Consider the following 23,024-nt stretch of genomic DNA (forward strand, 5'->3'; position numbering starts at 1 on the left):
TGGCAGGCATAAAACAGTCCCTATTTCACCGCAACTTATTGGGCGCTGTTGGACATTTTGCTTCGTGGGTATACTTCCATCCGCAATACAGACCGGAATGAGGAGGTATCCAAATGCCGGACAACGGACTGATGCAAAAGAGAGACGCGCACGCGATGGATCATGGGCGCCCTGTCCAGATTACCGAGTCTACGACAGTGGTTGAGCTGCAGCCGAGCCTGTCCGATATCGTGTGTGCAAACAAAATACTGCAGATCGGTATCATCGTCGCCCTTGTGGTAATGGCGCTCCTGTCGGGCTTTGTCGCACGCCCGCATTTTGCCGATACCAAGACATGGGACTCCACCATCGAGGTTATCGATCAAAAGAAGGGCAACGTTTTGGCGCTCACGACCTCGTGCGTTGCCCTATCTGCAGGTATCACGGCGCTGCCAGGCGATACGGGAACGCCGGTTGCCGAGCAGCTCGCACAGCTTTCAGGCAACCTTGGTATCGTGCTTGCCGTGCTATACCTAGAGAAATATTTGCTCACGATTTTGTGGTCGGTTGGCCTGGGCATCTTAATCCCGTTTGCGTTGGTGCTCTTTGCGGTGTCGCTCGGCATTCACGGGCGCTGGAGCACGAGCACTGTCCTGCGCCGTGTGGCGACGCGCGTGCTGGTGGTTGCCGTGATCGGCATGGCGCTCGTGCCCGCGAGCGTATGGGTGTCGCAAAAGGTCGATGAAACGTATCGTGTAAGTATTGAGCAAGCTGAGCAAAAGGCTGCGGACGCGGCCGACACCACGGACAAGTCAGCCGAGACCAGCTCAAAATCGAACAAGAAAAAATCCGAGGCCACGGAGTCCAAAAACGTGCTCGAGCAGTTGACTGATGGGGCATCGAGCCTTGTTACGTCGGTGACCAGCGGCGCCAAGCAGATGACCGATGAGATCGTGCGGCAGGTGACCGATCTCATCGAAGGCGTCATTGTGATGATCGTGACCTCGTGTGTGATTCCTCTACTGGTGCTCGTGGCGTTCCTGTGGCTGGGCCACGTGCTGCTGGGGATCGATATTTCCGGCCCGGCGAACTATTTGACGGGTCGTTTCTTGAGCGCTCCTTCCAAGCACGCCAAAAAGGGTGGGCAGTCTGAGTAGGCGGCAAAGCGATCTTTGGAAAACCAACCGTAAGAAGGGCGGCCGAGATGCGTTCTCGGCCGCCCTTTTTGTTTGTTGAATACATGGTCGCTACGTCCGCGCCGGCTCAAACGGTCAGCAATCATCCGTAAACGGTATTTGTTCAAAAAAGAACAAAGATAAACAAATAATTCTTGCAGTTACTGTTCGAATGTGTTCAAATAAACACGAACAGTGAAGAACCGCACATTCAGATGCCCGGACCTGAACGCGATTCAACACTTCCAAACAGAAACTACGCACCTGCGTATCTCTCAAGGAGGATGTCATGAGGGTTGTAATCGCTTCCGATGCCGACGGTATGTCGATGAAGGAGTCCATCAAGGAGATGCTCATCGCCGACGGTCACGAGGTCGTCGACTATTCCGAGACCCCTGCCGCGGACTTTGTCGATTCCGCGACCGCCGTTGCCAAGGACCTGCTGGAGCACAAGGATTCCCAGGGCTTCGCATTCGATAAGTACGGCGTCGGCTCCTATATGGCCGCCGTCAAGATAAAGGGCATGGTCGTCGCCAACATTTCCGATGAGCGTTCCGCCTACATGACCCGCGAGCACAACGGCTCGCGCATGGTCACCATGGGCCCGGGCGTTGTGGGCACCGAGGTCGCCAAGAAGATCGCCCGCGAGTTCCTGCGCGCCCAGTACGCCGGCGGCCGTCACCAGATCCGTGTCGACATGCTCAACAAGATGGCCTAACGAGAGCCACCGAGAACTCGAACTTCTATCTCAACTTGTGAATTCAGACGAAAGGACGTTCTGATGAAGAAGACCATCGCAATCGGTTGCGACCATATCGTTACGGACGAGAAGATCTATCTGGCCGACCGCCTGGAGCAGGCTGGCTACAAGGTGCTCGACTGCGGCACCTACAGCCACACCCGTACGCACTATCCCATCTACGGTAAGGCCGTGGGCGAGGCTGTTGCCAGCGGCAAGGCCGACTTTGGCGTGGCCCTGTGCGGCACCGGCATCGGCATCACCAACGCCGTCAACAAGGTTCCCGGCGCCCGCTGCGCCCTGGTTCGCGACATGACCTCTGCCCTGTATGCCCGTCGCGAGCTCAACGCCAACATCGTGGGCTTTGGCGGCAAGATTACCGGCGAGTTCCTGATGGCCGATATCATGCTTGCCTTCCTGGAGGAGCCCTACGAGAAGACCCCCGAGCACGATGCCCTGATCGCCAAGATCGATGCCTGCAATAAGGCCGACGCCGAGGCTCAGGCTGACCCGCACTTCTTTGACGAGTTCCTCGAGAAGTGGGACCGCGGCGAATACCATGATTAGCGGGTATCCGGCGTAATTAACTAGTCCGTTGACGGCTCGCGTTTCTGTGAGGGGGCGCGGGCCGGTTTTCTATCAGCCCTATTGACTTGGCGGGCTGTCGTAAGAAAGGGAAGGCTCCTATGGAGTTTGTTCTTGATAACGGTTCTATCCGCGTAGCACTGAGCGCGGCGGGCGGCTCGTTCACCTCAATTGTGGCCAACGGCCGTGAGTACCTGTGGCAGGGTGATCCGGCGGTCTGGTCGGGCCAGGCACCTATTTGCTTCCCGATCTGCGGTGGCCTTCGTGACGGTCACGCAATGACCATGGGCGGCCGCGAGGTAAAGCTCGCCCGCCACGGCTTTGCGCGCAAACAGGAGTGGAAGCTCGAGGAACAGAGCGACAACATGGTTGCGCTGAGCTTAAGCTCTGCCGACCATGCCGAGTTGCTCGAGCAGTACCCGTATCCGTTTAAGATCGTTGCTCGTTACACGATTGATTCGGAAAAGGTGGCCGTGTCGTACGAGGTGACCAATGAAGGCACCGAGGACATGCCGTTCTTTGTGGGCGGTCACCCCGGCTTTAAGTGTCCGCTCGACGAGGGCGAGTCCTATGACGACTACGAGCTCCGTTTTGAACAGCGTGAGGCCACCGAGCTCTGTACTGCCGTTCCCTCGACGGGCCTGATTGATGTTGAGCATCGCAGCAAGAACCCCATGATCGGCCAGAACCTGCCGCTTACCCATGAACTCTTTGACTTCGCGGAGACCATCTTCGACGTGCTCGAGAGCCGCGTGGTTACGCTGACCAAGAAAACCGAGAACAAGGGCGTGCGCCTGACGTTCCCCGATATGCCGTACCTGATTGTGTGGAGCAAGCCAGAGGGCGACTTTGTGGCTGTTGAACCGTGGGGTGGTCTGTCCACCTGCTCCGACGAGGACGATATCCTGGAGCACAAGCGTGGCTGCCTGGTGGCTAAGCCGGGGGAGACTGTTACCCGCGGCTTTGAGATCGAGATCCTTTAACGAGTTATCGTATGTTTGGGGCGGGTCATGCCGCCCCGGAACAGGAGTTCAACATGATTCTGACCGTTACCATGAACCCGTCGATTGATACGCGCTATCAGCTCGACAAGCTGATCATCGACGATGTTAACCGTGTGACGCCCGAAAAGACCGCTGGCGGCAAGGGCCTCAACGTGAGCCGTGTGCTGCTGCAGTTGGGCGACGATGTGCTCGCGACCGGTCTGCTCGGCGGCCACATGGGTGCCTATATGGCCGAGCTTATGGATGCCGACGGCGTCAAGAACGACTTTGTGCCCATCGCCGGTGAGACGCGCATTTGCTTGAATATTCTGCACGAGGGCAATCAGACCGAGCTGCTGGAGAGCGGCCCGCAGATCGCTCCGGCCGAGCTCGAGGCCTTTACGGCCAAGTTTGCCGAGCTTGCAGCGAAGGCGGACGTTGTGACGCTTTCGGGCTCGCTGCCGCGTGGTGTCGATGCCGGCTACTATGCCGAGCTCGTCAAGATCGCCGAAGAGGCGGGCGCTAAGGTGCTGCTCGACACCTCTGGTGCATCGCTGGAGGCCGCGCTGGAGTCTAACGCTAAGCCCGAGCTCGTAAAGCCCAACCTGACCGAGATTAACGGCCTGCTGGGTACGTCCTTTACGACCGATGATGTCGATGCCCTGCGCGAGGCGCTCGCCGCCGATGGCCGCTTTGCCGGTATTCCCTGGGTTGTCGTTTCGATGGGCGCTGCCGGTTCGGTGGGCTTCCATGAGGGTCGCGCGTTCCGCGCCAAGACGCCCGCGATTGCGGCTGTGAACGCGACGGGTTCCGGCGACTCGACCATCGCCGGCTTTGCGCATGCCATCGCTGCCGGTGCCGACGACGTCACGGTGCTCAAGACCGCCAATGCCTGCGGCAAGCTCAACGCCATGGATCCCAAGACCGGCCACCTGGTCATGGATCGCTGGGACGAGGTCTACAACAGCGTTGAAGTAACGGAGCTTTAGGGTTACGCGGTTCTACGAACCGCGTAACCAGCCGACGCTGCGCGGGCCGCATTTGGACAATCTGACGTTCAACTTCAAGGGCGCGACCAGAAGGTCAGCGCCCTTTCGTTTCACGTCACCTTGTCTCAAATGCGGCCCGCTCGCTGTCGTTTCCAAGACATCGGCGTTGCCTTGCTTCGGGAATGCGGCAGATAGGGACGTTCCTTTTCTGCCGGCAGTTTGGGACACTCCTTACGGGACACCCCCTCCACAGCGCCTATGCCAGCTTGTCGATTTGCCCAATCTCCCAGAGCGGAATGTTGACGAGCGTGCCCTCGTCTCTATATGCCGCTAACGATGTTCTCACGCAGCGCTCGAGCTTGAACTTCTCGCAGGCAATCCTCAGGCTCTTTGCTTTGAGGTTCTCTGCCGCCTTGACCTCGAGCGGAAGCACGATCCCCGCATGGTCGATGGCAAAGTCAGTCTCTGCATTGCCGGAGGAGGATGACCAATACGCGGGAGTTTTGCCTTGGAGCAAAAGCTCCTGTGCGACGTATTGCTCGGTCAGCGAGCCTTTGAACTCCGTAAAAACAGCGGGCCCGTTCAGAACAATGGCTGGCGAGAGGCCGGAGAGTGCTCCGAGGATGCCGGTGTCGATGCAGAACAGCTTGAAGCCCGAGAGATCCTCGTAGCTTGTGAGCGGTGCTCTTAGGGCGGAAACACGTGGTACCTTATGAACGATTCCATAGTCCATGAGCCACTGGAGGCTTTTCTCAAAATCGCGTGCGCGCGCCTCGGGACGAAGCGCGCCGTAGACGAACTTCTTGTTTTCCTTTGCGAGCTGGCCGGGAAGGGATTTCCAAACCAGCCTCATGCGCTCGACGATGCGGGCTGGTGCATGCTTACCAAAATCGGATTCATAAGCTTCGATGATTTGCTGCTGAAGCCTGCGGGCCTCGATGAAATCGTGGGAGGCGGCGAAAGCGGAGACAACTTCTGGCATGCCACCGACGACGAGGTATTCCTTGAGCAGGCGCTCGAGCTTTTCGGAAACGTTTGCCAGCAGGTCCATGTTTGCGGCAAGGATGGCATCTGCGAGCGGATCGCCATCGACGGCACGAACGAACTCGACAAACCCCATGGGGCGCATGGTAAGCTGGTCGATCTTGCCGACGGGGAACGACTCGTTTTCGCGTCGGAGCGCGAGCCCCATATAGGAGCCGGCTGCCACGATATGGTATTCCGGCGCCAGCTCGTTGAAGTATTTGAGCGAGGTGATGCCACGCGGTGCCTCTTGGATTTCGTCGAAGATGATGAGCGTGTCTGTCGGCGTTATGGTCTGGCCGTGCAGGAGCTCTATCTGGGAGATGATGCGTTTGGGGTCAAGGCTTCCGTCGAACAGCGAACGTGCGCCCGGTTCGAGCATAAAGTCAAAACGGATGACGTTTTGATACTGCTGGCCTGCGAATTCGTTGAGAAGCCAGGTTTTTCCCGTCTGGCGGGCCCCCTTAAGCAGGAGGGGCTTGCGATTTGCCCTAGATTTCCAAGCGATGAGTTCGTCCATTAGCTGTCGCTGCATACTGCCCCCTAACGATCATGGTTAGTATAAGACCGTCTTGGTCTTTCCATCGAAAAATGTGGGAGTAAACCACGTTTTTCCATCGAATAATGTGGGAGGCAACCACGTTTTTCCATCGAATAATGTGGGGGTGTAGGTCGGCACCTGGGGGCGTTCCTTCTCTGCCGGCAGTTTGGAACACTCCTTGTTTTGGTGCAAATTAGCTACCCTTGCATCAGAAAACGGCGCCCGTCGGCGATGTTGCCGGCGGGCGCCGTTGCCGTGTAGGTGGCTATGTCGTGCGGGCTGCTGTTGAACGTTCGGGCCCGTGCTCTATAGCGAGTCGATAAAGCGCTGCTGGGCGGCGCGTCCTGTCTCGTCCCACTTAAAGACGCCGGCGTTGTCGAGCACGTGGCCAAACACCACGCCGACCTCCTCGTGCAGGATATCGATGGCGTTGTCGGCCGTAAGCTCGTCGGCGCGGCGGGCAAAGACGTCTTCGGCCCACGCGACATGGCTGCGGCAAAGGTCGTCGCCCTCGAGCGCGCCAGCAAGGTCGTAGCTGGCATCGGCCTTGGCTGCCAGCAAGTGCTCACGGACAGCGCCGAGCTCGGGAACCAAGCGCGGCGGCAAAATGGCCAGGCCCATGACCTCGATCAGGCCGATGTTCTCCTTTTTAATATGGTGATACTCGGCATGCGGGTGGAATACGCCCAGCGGATGCTCTTCGCTCGTGATGTTGCAGCGAAGCGCCAGGTAGGCCTCGTAGATCTCGCCGCCGGCATTGCCGCGGGAGTCGACGCGGCGGATGACGGGCGTCACGGTGTTGTGCGCCACGCCGTCGGCTGTGTGCGCGATGACGCCAACCGATTCATCGGTCCACTCGCGCCAGGCGAGGATAATCTTCTCGGCAGCGTCGAGCAGCTGAGCGCGGTCATGCGAGCGCAGGCGCAGCACCGAGAGCGGCCACTGCAGCACGGTACCGCTGACCTGGTCAAAACCGGGCACGCTAAACTGCGAGACCTCGGCGGCGTGCATCATGGGGAACTCGTGCGCGCCGCCCTGGAAGTGGTCGTGCGACAGAATCGAGCCGCCCACGATGGGCAGGTCGGCGTTGGAGCCAATAAAGTAGTGCGGGAACAGGTCGACAAAGTCGAGCAGGCAGGTCAGACCCTTGCGGTCCACGTGCATCGGGCGATGCTCGGAGCTCATGGCAATGCAGTGCTCATTAAAATACGCATACGGGCTGTACTGGAAGCCCCAGCGCTCGCCATTTAGCTGAATGGGAATAACGCGCAGGTTCTGACGGGCGGGATGGGCGCCGCCGTCGGCTGCGGCGGAGCGTCCGGGATAGCCCTCGTTTTCGATGCAGAGCTGACAAGCGGGATACTTCTCGCCCGTGTTCTTGGCTTCACCTGCTGCGGCAATATCGCGCGGGTCCTTCTCGGGCTTGGACAGGTTGATGGTGATCTCCAGGTCGCCCCAGTTGGCGGGGGTGCTCCATTTGATGTTGCGCGCGATAGCGGCACGGCGCACGTAGCCGGCGTCGCAGCACAGGCCGTAGAACCAGTCGGTCGCGGCGCGGGGCTCGTTGACGCCCATACGTCCGTTGAATTCCTCGTTTACAACCGAAGGCCTCGGCATGAGCGCACCCATGATGCGCATGGCGATGCGGTCGCGGCCCGACGCCGTGTCCTCGGCAGTACCGTTGGCAACGGCGGCCTCGGAAAGTACGGCGAGCGTGCCCTCAAGGTCAAAGTCGGGGAGTGTGCCAGGGTGCAGAAGCGAAATCTTCTCGGTCTGCAGCGCCCAGGCCATGTCGAGTGCGGGGCCCGTGGCGCCGATACACTCCAAAATGGTGTTGTATGCCCAGATGCGATCGTTCTGGCCGATCATCGATCGGTGAATAGCGTACTCGATCAGGTTCTGCGCAGCCTCGCGCACGTCGGTCATTACAGCCATGCCGCGTAAGCCCCCTTGTCAGTAATTGCGTAGTGGCGGGCAGAGCCTTCGCCCAGCCAGCCGTTCATCTTGGCAATGAAGGTGTCGACAAGCTCGAGCGGCACGAAGGCCTGGATGGTGCCACCAAAGCCGCCACCGTGGATGCGGACGGCGCCGCGGCCGTCGAGCACATGCTCGGCCAGCGCCAAGGCATACATGGAAGGTTGCTCGGAGCCCAGCTTGGCAACGACATTCTGCAGGTACATGGCAGAGCTGGCGCCGGACTCGCGCGTCAGGACCAGGAACTGGTCGATGTCGCCGGCGTTCAGGGCCGCCCAGCGCTTGTCGACCAAGCCGTTCTCGTACCAGTAGTGAACGGCGCGCAGGCAGGCACGGTCGCCCAGCTTGGCGCGCAGCTCGGGGAGCTTGGCGTCAAAGTCGGCAACGTCGACCTCGCACAGGCGTGCCTTGCCAAATTCGGCGGCGACGTCTTGCATCTCGCGCGGAACGGCAGCGTAGTCGTCGGTGGCGGCCACGTGGTCGGCACCGACCTTAACGAGCACGAGCGCATAGCCGTGATCTTCAAAGTTGAGCTCGAGCTTCTGGGTTTTAGGCTGAGCCTGGTCCTCAAAGTCCATGTAGGCAAGGCCGCCCAGGCAAACAGCGGCCTGGTCCATTAGACCGCAGGGCTTGCCGTAGTAGTTGTTCTCGGTGCGCTGGCTCATCTGGGCGAGTGCGACGGGCTCAATCGCGGGCGCGCCCCAGAGCGTCTCCATGGCACGACCGTACGCGGCCTCGACGGCAGCAGAGCTGGAAAGGCCGCCGCCCGAGGGAACGGAGCAGGTGAAGGCGAAGTCGAAGCCTTGGGGCTCAACGCCCAGAGCGGCGATTTCATGGGCCATGCCGCGGACGAGGCTCGCGGACGTGCCCTTCTCGGACTCCTGAATGTCGAGCGTGTCGAGCGTGATCTCAAACGTAGGATAGCCCTCGTCGGCGACGCGAATCTTGTTGGAATCGGTTGCCACGGCGATGCCATCGACGGCGACATCGAGCGAGCCGGCGATAACGTGGCCGCCCTCGTGGTCGGTGTGGTTGCCGCTGATCTCGGAACGGCCGGGCGCGTGCACGTAGAGCACCTGGCGGTCGCCGATGGGGCCAAACTCCTCTTCAAATAGCTTGGTGAGCATGGCGAGCGTCTTTTCGTCGGGGGCGGTCATGAGGGTCCTTTCCTTGGCGCGTACAGGGAGTTTTGCGTCGTTATGAGTACGTTAACAATTTGAAGCGGCGTGAACTCAGCATCCACGATGCCGCACGTTACGGGCTATGTTAACGTACTCATAACATAACGCATATCACTTTTTGAGAATCTGGTAATCGGTCGAAATTCGGCCGTGAACGGTAGTGCCGTATGGACTTATAGAGCAGAAAAGACGCAGCTAGAAAAAGTAGAGTACGTTAACATGCGTCCGACGATAGCGACCCTCCGCGCGGGCTCTATTTCTGCACGGGTCGGCATGCACGCTATTTTGATCTCGCAAAGATGAAGGTGATCTTGTGGCAAGGCGCCCCTCCAACGATACAGGCTCGCGTCCGGTCTCCATGGCCGACGTCGCCCGCGCTGCCGGCGTTTCGCAGCAGACGGTCTCGCGCGTCGCCAATGGTCTGCCTAACGTTAACGAGCAGACGCGCCAGCGCGTGCAAGCCGCCATGCAGGAGCTCGGCTTTCGCCCGAGCTATGCCGGCCGTTCGTTGCGCGACGGTCGCTACCATTCGGTTGGCCTATGCGTCAACGATGTCACCAAGTTCGGTAACCTCACGATGATTGACGGTATCGCTAGTGCCGCACGCGAGCATTCTTGCGCCATTACGCTGGTCGAGATGTCCAAGACCGAGGAGTTTTCGCTTGCGGAGGCCACGCGGCGCATGGCGGCGCTGCCGGTCGATGGCATCATCATCGGCATGAGCCGCATGGCGCCCGACTTTGAGACGTTTGATCCGCTGCCGGGTATCGGCACGGTTATCGTCACCATGTACGCGCATCCCCGCGTGACCACGGTCGATTCTGACCATTACGGCTGCTCGCTGCTACTTATGGACCATCTGTTTGAGCTGGGCCACGAGCAGATCCGATATATCGGCGGTCCGTCCTTTTCGGTGGACGAGCAGTTCCGTCGTGCCGGTTGGCAGGATGCGCTCGAGCGCAAGCATATTGAGCCAACGGAGCCGCTCGAGGGCGACTGGTCTGCCAACAGCGGCTACGAGGCCGGCAGGTATCTGGCCGAGCACGATCGCACCATGACGGCGATCTATGCGGCAAATGATCAGATGGCAAATGGCGCCATCGCCGCGCTGCGCGATAGCGGCCTACGCGTGCCCGAGGACGTGAGCGTGGTGGGCGTCGACGATTCGCTCGATGATTTTGTCGCACACAACGAGCTCACGACCGTGCGGTTCGATCTGCACCAGCGCGGACGCGAGGTGTTTGAGCATGCGGTTCCCGAGGCGGGTACGGCGGGCAAAACCGTTGTCATTCGTATTCCCGGCCAGCTCATCATTCGACATAGCACGGCGATACCGCGCTCATAGTTTGTGCTGGTAAACGGCGGTTTATCGCATTTCAATAACAATCGGTAAGGATGCCGGCAGATAGCTGTTGGGATGCAGCCGAGTGCTATGATAGACGGGCTCTTTTGTCTATCTAGGAGGCTTTGCCTGATGGAGATCACCAAGGATATCCGCTACGTTGGCGTCGACGATCACGACATTGACCTGTTCGAGGGCCAGTACGATGTGTCCGAGAACGGTATGGCATACAACAGCTACGTTATCTTGGGCGAAAAGATCGCTGTCGCCGATTCGGTCGACGGCGGTTTTGTCGACGAGTGGCTCGGCAACCTCGAGGCCGTGCTCGATGGCCGTACGCCCGACTACCTGGTCGTCCATCACATGGAGCCCGATCACTCTGCTGGCATCGCCGCCTTTATGGAGCGCTATCCCCAGGCGCAGATTGTGGCCAGCATGGGCGCCTTCCGCATGATGGTCAACTACTTTGGCACCGATTATCCCGAGCGCAAGATGGTCGTCAAAGAGGGCGACGTGCTCGACCTGGGCGGCCACAGCCTGACGTTTGTCGGCGCTCCCAACGTTCACTGGCCCGAGGTGCTGTTCTCTTACGAGGCCACCGACAAGGTGCTCTTTAGTGCCGATGGCTTTGGCAAGTTTGGTGCCAATGACATCGAAGATCCGGAAGGGTGGGCCTGCGAGGCACGCCGTTACTACTTTGGCATCGTGGGAAAGTTCGGCAAGTTCGTGCAGGCCGTGCTCAAGAAGGCCGCCGATCTGGACATCCAGGTTATCTGTCCACTCCATGGCCCCGTGCTAACCGAGAACCTGGGCTACTACCTCGACACCTACAACACCTGGTCGAGCTATCAGCCCGAGGACGAGGGAATCACCATTGCCTACGCGAGCGTGTACGGCCATCTGAAGGCTGCCGTTGAGGAGCTTGCATCTGCGCTCGAGGCCCGCGGCCAGAAGGTCTCCGTTTTTGACTTGGCTCGCGACGACATGGCCGAGGCCGTTGAGGATGCGTTCCGCTATGACCGTCTGGTGCTCGCTTCCATCACCTATCAGGGCGAGATCTTCCCGTTCATGAGCACCTTTATCCATACGCTCGCCGAGCATGCCTACCAGAACCGCACCGTGGCGCTTGTCGAGGCCGGTTCCTGGGCGCCTGCAGCTGCCAAGGTTATGACCAAGGAGCTCGAGGGTATGAAGGACATCACCCTGGCGCAGAACAAGGTGACCGTGCTGGGTTCGCTCAACGACGCATCGCGCGCCCAGATCGAGGCCCTCGCTGACGAGCTCTCCAAGTAGCGATACGTTTACTTTTAACGCTCAAACCACCACAAAGGGGACAGGCACCTTTGTGGTGGTTTTTGTTTACGCGCTGGCGATGATGAGGGCTGGACGAGCGTCGTTGGCTAACTCGGCGATTGAGGCGGCGACGGCATCGTCGGGGTCACGGTCCATCACGATGGTACCGACATCGGTCAGTTTGGCAAAGCGGTACATGCCGCGTCCGTTGACCTTACTGGCGTCCATGAGGGCGACACTTTGACGGGCGGCGCCGACCATAGCCGCTTTGGTCTCGGCCATCTGCGGAAAGTCGGTCGTAAAGCCGCAGCCGGGAACAAAAGCGCCGGGGCACATGACGGCAAGGTCGGCGTGGACCATTTGGAGCGCCTGCATGGTAAGTGGGCCGTACAGATAGCGATGACCTTTGCGCAGTGCCCCGCCCAGCATGACGACATCGACTGAGGGCATGCTCTCGTCGATGTAATCGGCGATGGTGATGTCGGCCGTGATGACGGTGATGCCGTCGCGCTGGTCGAGCAAGCGGATAAACTCGAGCGCGGTGGTGCCCGAGTCGACAAGCAAGGTGTCACCATCGCTGATGAGTTCGATGGCGCTTTGCGCGATGGCCTGCTTGGCGGCGACGTTGACGTTGATACGGCGATCCTGGGTGGATACGGTCAGTCGCTTCTGGAGCGACACAGCGCCACCATGCGTGCGGCGCAGCTTGCCAGACTCGGCGAGCGCGTCTAGGTCGGCGCGGGCGGTAACGGAGGACACGCCAAAGGTCTGGGCGATTTCTGCTACCTGCACCGAGGCGTTATGCTCGAGCATTTCCATAATGGCGGTACGGCGTTCGTCGGCAAAAGCACGGTTGGTGGCTTGGGCCATGCTTGCTCCATTCTCGGCTAAATTTGCAGGAATTGTGTTGACTCTATTTTCGTTCATTTTCTTTTTGAGTAAGAAAAGACCTTTCGATTACTTATCTTTTCTATAAAAGAAAGACGCTGAACACTCAAAATTCAATATCGAACATGTCCACTCGGCTCAAATTCCTTCCGTTTGCTTTTCAAAAATGACTGTATTGACCTGCATGGGCTCAATATCTCGCACGTGCAAAGCTGCTGAATTTCATACAATGAGCGCAGCAAAACGCAAGGTAAAACGCCTTGCGAACAACTACGCCCGATGTCCAGATGCGGGCGAGGGAGAGGAGCAAACGCTCATGGCACTTGTTACCACCGAAAAGATGCTCAAGGACGCTCAGGCCGGCCACTACGCCGTCGGCGCGTTCAACGTTGAGAACCTCGAGTTTGTTATGGCCGTTCTGGCTGCTGCCGAGGAGACCAAGTCCCCCGTCATCATGCAGACCACCCCGGGCACCATCAAGACCGCTGGTCTGGACTACTTCTACGGCATGGTCAAGGCTGCCGCCGAGCGCGCTTCTGTGCCCGTCGCCCTGCACCTCGATCACGGCGATGGCTATGACCGCTGCATGCAGGCTTTCCGCACTGGCTACACCTCTGTCATGATTGACGGTTCGCACGAGTCTTTCGAGGACAACATCGCTCTGACCAAGTCCGTCGCCGACGCTGGCCGCGCCATGGGCGTGCCCGTCGAGGCTGAGCTCGGTAAGGTTGGCGGCAAGGAGGACGACGGTCCCGCGGTTGAGGGCGAGAGCCCCTACACCGATCCGGCCGAGGCCAAGGAGTTCGTCGAGCGTACCGGCTGCACCTCCCTCGCAATTGGCGTTGGCACCAGCCACGGTGTGTACACGAGCGATCCGCACATCGAGCAGTCCGTGGTCAAGGCTATCCGCGACGCCGTCGACGTGCCGCTGGTTCTGCACGGCACCTCCGGTGTGCCCGATGAGCAGGTTGCCGAGGCTGTGAAGAACGGTATCTGCAAGGTCAACTACGCCACCGAGCTGCGTCAGGCCTACACCAAGGGCTTCATGGCCTACATGGCCGAGAACCCCGCCTGCTTCGACCCCAAGAAGCCGGCCAAGGAGGGCATGCGCGAGATCACCGAGCTGGTTAAGATTCGCATGACCAACCTCAACTCTGTGGGCAAAGCAGAGTAACAGCAAGGGTACTCTGATCCCACCGGACGGTTTGGGCGGGCCCCGTACTTAGTTTCCAAAACGTCCTCGCGCATGAAGGCCCCCGTTGTCTCGCTTCTTCGAAGCGTTGACAACGGGGGCCTTCGCGCTGCGGAATGATTTTGGAAACTAAGTACGGGGCCCGCCCAAACCGTCCTGCTCAATCGCCCTTGTGGCGTTAGTGTCGGAAAAATAAGACGTTGCTTTTTGCCCCCTGCGGAAAGATTGGGGAACTAAGCCCTCGTCCCTCCCAAGTTGACCTTCTCGAGGTCGTCGCCCTTGTGGCGTTAGGACTGCGAATTTGGGATGGGAGGGTTACTTGGTTGCTAGGGTTAGCAGGTCGTTGGGGGTTTTGAGGTTGTAGGTGGCGTTTGGGATGTCTTGGTGTGATCCCCATGCTGCTCTGGCAAAACTGACCCCTGCTGAAGTTGCGCATTGTTCGTCGTAGACGGTGTCGCCAACGTAGACGACGTTGCCAGGATTCGCGCCCGTACGTCGGAGATATTCGAGCATGGGTGCGGGCGAAGGCTTGTGCTCGGTTGTGTCTTCGACAAGGATGATGTGTTCAAAAAACTTATCGAAGCCAAGGGGTGCAATTTCTTCTGCGTATTCATTGCGCGCACGTGAGGAGACGATGCCAAGTTTGCAGCCGTTGTCGGAGAGTGTTGCGATAACTTCGTGCAAGCCGGGAAACACGCTGATGGTGCTTTTAAAGCTGGCGGCAACTTGGCACCAGCGATCCAGCGTTGCCTGTGAGTAGATCCCAAGTTTCTCAAGGGCATCCTTGCCGGGTATGCCGAGGGCAAATTCAAGCTCGTGTCGGGGGAGCGTTTTGCCGGTTTCTTCTTGGACAATCTGGCCAAGCGATGACAGCACGCTTTCTTCTGTATCTGCCAATGTCCCATCAACGTCAAACACGATATAGTCAAAGTACTTCATATAGTAGCTCCTATCCGTTGTTTGCCTGCAAGTTTGATGCAGTGACAGAAGAAGGGCTAGCGGGATTTCTGCCTGGTACTATCGAGATTCTGCCTCGCTGCTCGATAGCTCGAAGGAGTGCATCCCATTTGTTCTTTAAATACCTGGCCAAGATGGCTTGCTGTCGCAAAGCCGCATTGGCGCGCGACTGTCTGGACCGTTCGCGTGGTGTGTGCCAAAAGTTCGCAAGCACGGTTTACGCGGTATGCGCGCAGATATGCCGCCGGGGTCGTTCCTGCGCAAGCTTCGATAATGCGGTAACACTCTCTTTCGCTTACGCCGGCTGCAGATGCTATCTGGGGCACATCTACAGCGGCTGCATAGTTTGCGCGGATAAAGTCCAGGATTGCCTTGAACTGTACGTCGCGGCTGGTCATCCAAGAGGCGTTGTCGGAGGAAAAGAGCGGTTCGGCCTTGGCGTAAATCTGAATCCAGAGCTCTGACAAGCTATTCCGAAGCGCCATCTCGTTCTGCGGCCGTTGAAGGTCGTGGTTAAAGGAACTCTTTAGCAAATCGATAAAGGGCATATCGTCGGGGTTGGTGGGCGACCATTTGAGCACATCGACGCCTCGACATTGCAGCAAAGGATTGATATAGCGCTTTTGAAGGCGTCCCGCGGGATCGCCGAGCATCGACGGCTGAAAGATATGCAACATTTGAATGGCCGGTGCCGAATTGGGTGATTGCAGCGTGCTGTGCAAAACGCCGCCGTTGATAAAGCCGGCGGACCCTTCCTCAAAGCGCACGTGTTCATGAGCCGCGCGCGTTCGATAGTCAATCGCTCCCTGCTCCATGTAGAAAAGCTCGACTTCGGAATGCCAGTGCCAGGGGACGGAATTGCCCGGATAGCGAGCGAATTCTGCGCGTTCGGCAATATAGGGCCAGTCTTCGGCGGTCTCGGGAAACGCTTCCTCGCGTCCTCCGCGGTGCAATTCTATGTGATCCATGTTTCGCATGGCATCAGTATAAAGCGCGATGGGCTTAGATTGCTCTTGCCTGTTCGGGGAACGCCTTGTCTAGAGATGCTTGGAGCTTTTCGAACGATGCTCGCAAGTTGTGGCTCTGGTTTGTTGAGCGTTTGGCTTTTGTGGCGGGGGAGTCGAGGAGACTGTTTCTCTGTGTCGGGGGGAAGGAGAAAAGGTTTGCATGATTTAGGGATGGCTGCTGTGTTGCGTCATTGGAAGAATGCATGCTTATGCGGCCTCCTCGATGTCCACCAAAAGGTTGCGCACGGGGTTTGCTGCTAGGTCCCGTGCGTTGGCAGTATTATGCCGCGGCTGTTGCAAAGAAGCGCTAAAGAAAGGCTTAATCAGGTTTGATGTAACCATGAAACCGCAGCTCAAGGCTATCGAGTAACACTCTTGAAAGGTTTTGAGCTTAAGGGCTTTCTAAGGTTTGTGGCGCGGGTGTGGTTCGCCTGTGTGGGGCGTGTGGACGGCTCGTTCCTAGCGCTGCGGCTCTGCGGCCCGCACCTGTTCGATGACCTTTTCCATGGTGGCGTCGATGCGGTCCTTTTTGAGTTCGCATTCCCAGATGGTTATGGGTGTCCAGCCCATTTGAGTGAGTGCTGCCACGGCAGCGCGGTCGCGCTCGACGTTGCGACGGAACTTTGCCTCCCAAAACTCAACGTTGCGCTTGGGCTGGCTGGGGTTGCACTTGGGGCAGCGATGCCAAAAGCAACCGTTGACGAAGATGGCGATCTTGCGGCCGGGGAAGGCGATGTCGGGCTTGCCGGGGACTTTCCATTCCAGGCGATAACCCGTGAGTCCCGCAGCGCGCAAGCGCTGGCGAACGAGCAGCTCTGGCTTGGTGTTGGCGCGCTTGTTGCCCTTCATGGACTTTTTTATAGCGGCGCGACGGCGCACGAGCTCACGCTCGTCGGCGGAAAGGTCCGAGGTATCGATGCCGTCGAGCAGACCGGGCTTGGGACGCTTTTTGCTGCGGCGCTTAGGTGCGCGCTTGGGTTTGGTGGCGGGTTTGTCGGCTGTGTTGGGCGCGGCGTCATCGGCGGAGCTTGCCTCAAGCCGGTCTTCCTTCAGCTCAATTAGAGCGTCGATAAGCCCCTTGTCAGCGGGCATCCATTCCACCGTGGCAAGTGAGGTGCGTGGAATCCAGCGGATATCGAGCTGGCGGTCGTGCTTCTGGGGCTCATCGGATTCATCGGCGAGCGAGCAGTAGTAGCACTCCATGGAGAGATGAAAATCGGGGTAGTCATACTCAACGGTATAGAAATCGCGCAGGTTGGTGACCGTTACCTGCAGCTCTTCCATAAGTTCGCGTCGCACGGCGTCCTCGGGTGTCTCGCCGCGCATGAGCTTGCCGCCGGGAAACTCCCAAAGTCCCTGCATGTCGCCGTAGCCGCGCTGCACGGCAAGCAGCTCGTCAGATTCTTCCTTACGAATGATCCCAGCGGCAACATGAACAGTTTTCAACAGGAGTCCTCTCTCAACATCAACACGTGACAGGGTAGCTACCCCTACCTTACACAACGGTAAGGCAAGCGTAAGCCATATCGATGGTAGCCGACTCGTCTTCTTGCGACTATAGATGCCGTAGACTAATCGCAAGAAAGGACTCGGTATGCAAACCACGCACATGGCGACCCCAGTACTGGAGGTCGCGCATCTCGAAAAGATATATGGAGCGCTGGGCAACGTGACCCGCGCGCTCAACGACGTCAGCTTTACCGTCAACCGCGGTGAATTCGTGGGCATCATGGGCGCCTCGGGCTCGGGCAAGTCGACGTTGCTCAACTGCGTCTCGACCATCGATAGCGCCACAAGTGGCACGATCCGCATCAACGGGCAGGACGTGACGCGCATGAAGCAGGCCAAGCTTTCGCAGTTCCGCCGCGAGGAGCTCGGCTTTATCTTCCAGGACTCCAACCTGCTCGATACGCTCACGGCTCGTGAGAATATCGCCCTGCCGCTCACCATCGCCCGCACAAACTCGGCAGAGATCTCGACCCGCGTGCAGGATGTGGCCGCGCGTCTGTCCATTAGTCAGGTGCTCGACAAGTATCCCTACCAGATGTCCGGTGGTCAGCAGCAGCGCGTTGCCGCGGCTCGCGCGCTCGTCACCGACCCCACCATGATCATGGCCGACGAGCCCACCGGCGCCCTCGATTCCAAGAGCGCTCGCCTGCTGCTCGAGAGCCTGGAGGCCCTTAACCGCCGCCTGCGCGCCACGGTGCTCATGGTCACGCACGACAGCTTTGCCGCCAGCTACACGAGCCGTGTGCTGTTTATCCGCGACGGCAAGATCTTCACCGAGCTGCGCCGCGGCGACACCGACCGCCGAGAGTTCTTCGACCGCATTATGGAGGTCGTTGCCATGATGGGCGGTGAGGGCTCCGATGCTCTGTAAACTCGCTTGGGGCAACGTCCGCCGCGCCGACCGCGACTACCTCGTCTACCTTTTGACGCTCACCCTGGGCGTCACGGTTTTCTATGCCTTTAACACCATCTCGATGCAGGTCGACATCGCCGGCATCGATGAAAAGGGCTTGGCACAGGTTATGGGCAGCATGCTCGGCGACCTGACGTACTTTTTGGCCGGTGTCATGGCCTTTTTGATGGTGTATGCCAATAACTTCATCATGAAACGCCGCAAGAAGGAGTTTGGCCTGTACCAGGTGCTCGGCATGGGGCGCGGGCGCGTCGCCACGATCATGGCGCTCGAGACCGTGATAGTATCGGTCGTGGCCTTTGTCGCCGGCATTGTGCTGGGTGTGGGACTCTCCCAGCTCATGACGTTCTTTACGGCCTCGCTCTTTAAGACACAGATCGCCAATTTCCACTTCTTTTTCTCGGTGCATGCGTTCAGCCTGACCCTTGCCTGCATGCTCGTGATGTTTGTGCTCACGCTACTGCTGAACCTTCGCGCCGTGCGTCGTACCAAACTCATCGAGCTTATGGGTGCCGAGCGTCGCAATGAGAGCATCAAGACACGCAACCCCTGGATCGCGATTGCCATTTTTGCCGTGGGCGTGGTGCTTGTGGGCGTGGCCTATTACCGTCTGCTACGTGATGGGTTCCCGCTAACCGCGACGGACAGCAAGCTGCAAGAGGCCATGAACCAGTTTGGTATTACGACCGCTATGGTTACCGTGGGCACCTTTGCCCTGTTCTGGGGACTCTCGGGCATGCTCATCAAGCTGCTGCAGAGCCTGCGCGGCGTGTATTGGCGCAGCCTCAACATGTTTACCGTGCGCCAGCTTGCGGCAAAGGTCAACACGGTGTGCTTTTCGATGGGCGTCATCGCGATGCTTCTGTTTTTGGCCATCACCTCGGTGACGTGCGGTATGTCGATTGCCAACGTGATGAACGAAAACCTGGAGCGCTATAACCCTGTTGACGTGTCTCAGACGTATGTCTATTACACGCCCGATACGCTCGACTACTACAAAGAATATGTCAATCCGTCTGAAGCCGACCGCATGGTGCTAGCCGATACAACGGTCGATTTGTACTCCGCATGGCACGGCAAGGGCAAGTCGGCGGACAACAACGACGAGACCGGCAAGAAGGTCAATATCGCCGATGTTGCCGGTGAGCATGTTCAGATCGATTCGTATCTGAGTTACCCGTTTGGCGGTTCGAATCCTTCGGTGTCTGCGGGTGAGATGTGCAAGACCATGGGCGAAAAGCTCCCCAAGGCGCTCGGGGGTAGCAATGCCGATACGATGGGTCTGTTTGTGACGCCGGCGAGCCAGTACAACAAACTGCGCCAGATGATGGGCGAGGAGCCGGTGAGCATTGGCCGCGACCAGTACCTGCTTACGTGTGATATGGGCGGTGAGCTGGGCGACCTGTACACCAAGTACATGGCCGGCGGCCATACCCTCACCTTGGGCGGGCATGAGCTCAAGCCCGCAACCGATAAGTCGGACAAGGACACGGCGGCCATCGCCAACTCGGCGATGGGCAGTAATCCGGGTACCGTCGTCGTTGCCGACGAGCTGTTGTCCCAACTTAATCTGCAGCCGTATTCCAGTAGCCTGCTCGTTAATTACAAACAGGGGATGGATACGACCGAGGCAGACGAGAGCATTAAATACACTTTGCTCGACAATCTGCTCGTTGACGGCAAGGAGCCGGGGTCGTGGGGAACCTTCATCATACGCTCCGAGATGTACACGCAAGCAGCGCAAATGAACGGTCTTATTAGCTACCTAGCCATCTACATCGGCCTTGTATTGGTCGTTGCATGCGCGGCGATTCTGTCGATTCAGCAGCTCTCCAATGTGGCCGACGGCAGCCGCAGCTATCGTGTGCTGGCACAGATCGGCTGCGACGACCGCCAGATTCGCCATTCGGTGATGGCGCAGCAAGCGGTATTCTTCCTGTTCCCGCTGACAGTGGGCCTGGCGCACTCCTTTGTGGCGCTCAAGGTGATTATCGAGCTGGTGAGTACATTCGGCGGCATGAGCATCGGCGGCACGGTTGGTCTCACCTGCGCGATCTTCCTGGCAGCCTACGGCGGCTACTTCCTAGTGACCTACCTCATGAGCACCGGCATGGTACGAGCCGCCATCGCCACCCGCTACAGCGAGTAGCCAACCTGGTGCAGAACAAAATCATCGCAGGTTGAGCATAAGTCAGCGAAAGCGCCCCTAGGCGAGCAAGGTGACGTGAAAGAGAAGGGAAGCGTACTTTGGTACGCGACCGACGATTGAACGTCAGGTTGCCGCTCTGGGGCGTTTGCAGCGTCGAGCCGTTACGCGGTTTGGTAAAACCGCGTAACTTCAGCGCTTCCAGAAATGCAGGATGAGGGTCGTGCGGTTTTGCTGCTCGGTTTTGACCAGGATGTTGTGGATGTGGGTTTTGACGGTGCCCACGGCAAGGAATAGCTCGTCAGCGATCTCTTGGTTCGACTTGCCCAGCACAACCAGACGCATGACCTCGGTCTCGCGGTTGGAGAGCTTGTAGGCGTTGCGATAGAAGGGCATCTGCTCTTCGATGTGTCGATCAAGATCGCTGACGTTCTTTTCCTCGGGCGCCTCCTGCATGCGAATCGAGAGCACGTGATAGGCGTAGATGATGAGCAGAATCGCAAAGTAGCAAGCGAAGACGTTCTCGCTAAAGTTGCGCTCGGACAGGTACAACTGCAGCCAAGAGGGCGCCAGGCTCATGGGAACCACCAAGATGTTGTAGAAGTCCTCGGCAACGATGCAGCCAACCAGAATGGCGCCGATAATCAGGTGTTTCTTTTGGTTGTTAACACGCGCCTTCAGCTCAACCTTCGTACTCTTGCGAGCTGTCCAAAAGATATACAGTCCCACAAAGACAAGGAACACCTGGCGCATGGTGTAGTAAAGCCACTGGTGCATGGGACCATAGGGGACGGCGACGATAATCAGCAGCTCGCTCAGCAGGAACGTTACGACGGGGATGACAAACTGCTTCTTAGAATGCTTGTCGAGCAGATCCATGGCGATCAGCCAAATAAAAGCCTGCGAAGCGGTCGCCACAAGGGTCCGCAGCACAGGCATGGCAATTGAGTAATAGTCGCTTGCCGGAAAGCTCTGGTTTTGCAACGTGTATTCAAAAAAGAAGATCTCGGTCATCTCGATGGCGTAGCAAATAAAAACGCCACTGCCATAGATAACGAAGCGTCGACGAGACGAGGCGTAGGCGGCAAGCGAAAGTACCGCTGTCACAATACAGATAACCAGTATTGCCAAGGTATAGAAGAACATGAGCGTGTTCATCTGTCACCGTCCTGTCTCATTTGATCTCTTATTGGAGCCCGCTATACCCCTCGGGTATACATACTCCAGCCGGTTGTATTACCGCGGATTAGGCGCCGATTTATAGGATACCCGCATACCGTTCACGGTTCTAGATAGTAAACCCCCTGTAAACTCTTGACCTGCGGGTTTATATTGGATTAGAGAGGGTGTAACTCCGTGAACGGTCTTTAATCTCGAATAAACTAGGTAAAAATTGCATACGGGTGAATGATGGTCTTGTCAACAAGAGGCGTGATGTTCGAGCGCCTCATAGTAATAGTCGGCAAGACCGGCGGAAAGGAAATCGACATGGCACTGCCTAAGGATTTCATCGACACCAACGACTTCACCAAAGAGCAGATCCTGGCTATCGAGGATCTTGGCCTGGCAATGAAGAAGGCCATCAAGGTTGACGGTTATTATCCGCACCTGCTCCGCAACAAGAGCCTTGGCATGATCTTCCAGCAGGTCTCCACCCGCACTCGTCTTTCCTTCGAGACCGCTATGACCGACCTCGGCGGCCATGCTCAGTTCTATGGCCCTGGCACCATCCAGCTCGGCGGTCACGAGTCCCTGGGCGACACCGCTCGCGTTATGGGCTCGCTGCTCGACATCATGATGGCTCGCGTTGACCGTCACAAGGACGTCGTCGGCCTCGCCGAGGGCTCTGCTGTGCCCGTCATCAACGGCATGTCCGAGTTCAACCACCCCACGCAGGAGATGGGCGACCTCATGACCATGCTCGAGAACCTCCCCGAGGGCAAGAAGATCGAGGACTGCACCCTGGCCTTCATCGGCGACGCCACCCAGGTCTGCGTCTCCCTCATGTTCATCGCCTCCAAGGTCGGCATGAAGTTCGTCCAGTTTGGACCTAAGGGCCACCAGATCCCCGACGGCGGCCTGCACGTCGGCACCGTCGAGGAGCGCGCCGAGTTCGGCAAGCAGATGATGGCCATTGCCGAGGAGAACTGCAAGGTCTCCGGCGGCTCGGTCGTCATCTCCGACGACATCGAGTGCATCAAGGGCGCCGACTTCATCTACACCGACGTGTGGTATGGCCTGTATGACGAGGAGGTCTCGGGCGAGAACTACATGGACGTGTTCTATCCCAAGTATCAGGTCACCATGGACATGATGAACTTCGCCGGTCCCAACTCCAAGTTCATGCACTGCCTGCCGGCCACCCGCAACGAGGAGGTCGTCGACGAGGTCATGGACGATCCCGAGCGCTCCCTGTGCTGGGTCGAGGCCGAGAACCGCAAGCACTCCATCCGTGCTCTCCTTGCCGCCCTGGGCAAGCGCACCCCGCTCAACGACGAGGGCGTCGAGTACTCCGCCAAGGCTGAGCTCCACGCCGCTCTCGAGGCTCTCGAGCAGCTCTAAGCCTCAAGGCTTCTAAAAGCACGTTTGCGGGCGGCGGATGCTCGTC

19 protein-coding genes are annotated in these 23,024 nt (G+C 58.4%); 11 read left to right on the forward strand and 8 right to left on the reverse strand.

All coding sequences use genetic code 11. The features are described 5' to 3' along the window. Positions 1-113: 113 nt before the first annotated feature. The 5 genes from I2H19_RS05785 (at position 114) to I2H19_RS05805 (ending at position 4,450) form a co-directional block, all read left to right on the forward strand. Positions 114-1,136, forward strand: a complete 1,023-nt coding sequence (locus I2H19_RS05785; protein WP_195621899.1) for a hypothetical protein — start codon at positions 114-116, stop codon at positions 1,134-1,136. Positions 1,137-1,443: 307 nt separating this feature from the next. After that, positions 1,444-1,872 (forward strand): galactose-6-phosphate isomerase subunit LacA, encoded by a 429-nt coding sequence (lacA, locus tag I2H19_RS05790; RefSeq protein WP_006234830.1) that lies wholly within the window; start codon positions 1,444-1,446, stop codon positions 1,870-1,872. A gap of 63 nt (positions 1,873-1,935) precedes the next feature. Beyond that, positions 1,936-2,460, forward strand: a complete 525-nt coding sequence (gene lacB / locus I2H19_RS05795; protein ID WP_006234831.1) for a galactose-6-phosphate isomerase subunit LacB — start codon at positions 1,936-1,938, stop codon at positions 2,458-2,460. Between the two features lie 119 nt (positions 2,461-2,579). Then, positions 2,580-3,461 carry an aldose 1-epimerase family protein gene (locus I2H19_RS05800; protein ID WP_195621900.1) on the forward strand — a complete coding sequence of 294 codons (882 nt, stop codon included), beginning with the start codon at positions 2,580-2,582 and terminating at the stop codon, positions 3,459-3,461. Positions 3,462-3,514: 53 nt separating this feature from the next. Next, complete coding sequence (locus tag I2H19_RS05805; RefSeq protein WP_195621902.1) at positions 3,515-4,450, forward strand: hexose kinase; 936 nt, start codon at positions 3,515-3,517, stop codon at positions 4,448-4,450. Between the two features lie 256 nt (positions 4,451-4,706). Here the strand turns inward: I2H19_RS05805 and I2H19_RS05810 are convergent, their stop codons facing one another. From I2H19_RS05810 to I2H19_RS05820, 3 genes are all read right to left on the reverse strand, one after another. After that, the gene (locus tag I2H19_RS05810) at positions 4,707-6,008 is read right to left on the reverse strand and encodes an ATP-binding protein (RefSeq protein WP_195621905.1); all 1,302 of its coding nucleotides are present in this window, start codon (positions 6,006-6,008) and stop codon (positions 4,707-4,709) included. A gap of 312 nt (positions 6,009-6,320) precedes the next feature. Further along, positions 6,321-7,949 (reverse strand): UDP-glucose--hexose-1-phosphate uridylyltransferase, encoded by a 1,629-nt coding sequence (locus I2H19_RS05815; protein ID WP_195621907.1) that lies wholly within the window; start codon positions 7,947-7,949, stop codon positions 6,321-6,323. Further along, positions 7,940-9,145: a galactokinase gene (locus tag I2H19_RS05820; RefSeq protein WP_195621908.1), complete on the reverse strand. Its 1,206-nt coding sequence runs from the start codon at positions 9,143-9,145 to the stop codon at positions 7,940-7,942. The genes I2H19_RS05815 and I2H19_RS05820 overlap by 10 nt, the downstream gene beginning before the upstream one ends. A gap of 382 nt (positions 9,146-9,527) precedes the next feature. Between I2H19_RS05820 and I2H19_RS05825 the strand changes: the two genes are divergently transcribed. Both I2H19_RS05825 and I2H19_RS05830 read left to right on the forward strand, forming a co-directional pair. Then, positions 9,528-10,514, forward strand: a complete 987-nt coding sequence (locus tag I2H19_RS05825; RefSeq protein ID WP_195621931.1) for a LacI family DNA-binding transcriptional regulator — start codon at positions 9,528-9,530, stop codon at positions 10,512-10,514. A gap of 129 nt (positions 10,515-10,643) precedes the next feature. Continuing rightward, positions 10,644-11,804 (forward strand): FprA family A-type flavoprotein, encoded by a 1,161-nt coding sequence (locus I2H19_RS05830; protein WP_195621909.1) that lies wholly within the window; start codon positions 10,644-10,646, stop codon positions 11,802-11,804. A gap of 66 nt (positions 11,805-11,870) precedes the next feature. Here the strand turns inward: I2H19_RS05830 and I2H19_RS05835 are convergent, their stop codons facing one another. After that, a complete protein-coding gene (locus tag I2H19_RS05835) occupies positions 11,871-12,674 on the reverse strand; it encodes a DeoR/GlpR family DNA-binding transcription regulator (protein ID WP_195621910.1) in 804 nt (267 codons plus the stop codon). A gap of 334 nt (positions 12,675-13,008) precedes the next feature. Here I2H19_RS05835 and I2H19_RS05840 point away from each other — a divergent pair, with 334 nt between their 5' ends. Further along, the gene (locus I2H19_RS05840; protein WP_022095149.1) at positions 13,009-13,866 is read left to right on the forward strand and encodes a class II fructose-bisphosphate aldolase; all 858 of its coding nucleotides are present in this window, start codon (positions 13,009-13,011) and stop codon (positions 13,864-13,866) included. A gap of 333 nt (positions 13,867-14,199) precedes the next feature. On the opposite strand, the gene I2H19_RS05845 is transcribed toward I2H19_RS05840, so the two are convergent. The 3 genes from I2H19_RS05845 to vsr form a co-directional block, all read right to left on the reverse strand. Next, on the reverse strand, positions 14,200-14,823 hold the full coding sequence (locus tag I2H19_RS05845) for an HAD family hydrolase (protein WP_195621911.1): 624 nt from the start codon (positions 14,821-14,823) through the stop codon (positions 14,200-14,202). Between the two features lie 56 nt (positions 14,824-14,879). Next, entirely contained in the window at positions 14,880-15,818 is a 939-nt protein-coding gene (locus I2H19_RS05850; protein WP_195621912.1) for an AraC family transcriptional regulator, read from the reverse strand. Between the two features lie 489 nt (positions 15,819-16,307). Beyond that, entirely contained in the window at positions 16,308-17,294 is a 987-nt protein-coding gene (gene vsr / locus I2H19_RS09940) for a DNA mismatch endonuclease Vsr (protein WP_229089803.1), read from the reverse strand. 148 nt (positions 17,295-17,442) lie between these two features. On the opposite strand from vsr, the gene I2H19_RS05865 reads away from it, so the two are divergent. Beyond that, entirely contained in the window at positions 17,443-18,228 is a 786-nt protein-coding gene (locus tag I2H19_RS05865; RefSeq protein WP_271745658.1) for an ABC transporter ATP-binding protein, read from the forward strand. Beyond that, the gene (locus I2H19_RS05870) at positions 18,218-20,419 is read left to right on the forward strand and encodes an ABC transporter permease (protein ID WP_195621914.1); all 2,202 of its coding nucleotides are present in this window, start codon (positions 18,218-18,220) and stop codon (positions 20,417-20,419) included. The genes I2H19_RS05865 and I2H19_RS05870 overlap by 11 nt, the downstream gene beginning before the upstream one ends. Before the next feature lie 189 nt (positions 20,420-20,608). Here the strand turns inward: I2H19_RS05870 and I2H19_RS05875 are convergent, their stop codons facing one another. Then, on the reverse strand, positions 20,609-21,574 hold the full coding sequence (locus tag I2H19_RS05875) for a response regulator transcription factor (RefSeq protein WP_195621916.1): 966 nt from the start codon (positions 21,572-21,574) through the stop codon (positions 20,609-20,611). A gap of 330 nt (positions 21,575-21,904) precedes the next feature. Between I2H19_RS05875 and ptcA the strand changes: the two genes are divergently transcribed. Beyond that, complete coding sequence (gene ptcA, locus I2H19_RS05880) at positions 21,905-22,978, forward strand: putrescine carbamoyltransferase (RefSeq protein WP_117583532.1); 1,074 nt, start codon at positions 21,905-21,907, stop codon at positions 22,976-22,978. Positions 22,979-23,024: the final 46 nt, after the last annotated feature.

The organism is Collinsella aerofaciens (genome assembly GCF_015560135.1).
Taxonomy (GTDB): Bacteria; Actinomycetota; Coriobacteriia; order Coriobacteriales; family Coriobacteriaceae; genus Collinsella; species Collinsella aerofaciens_AN.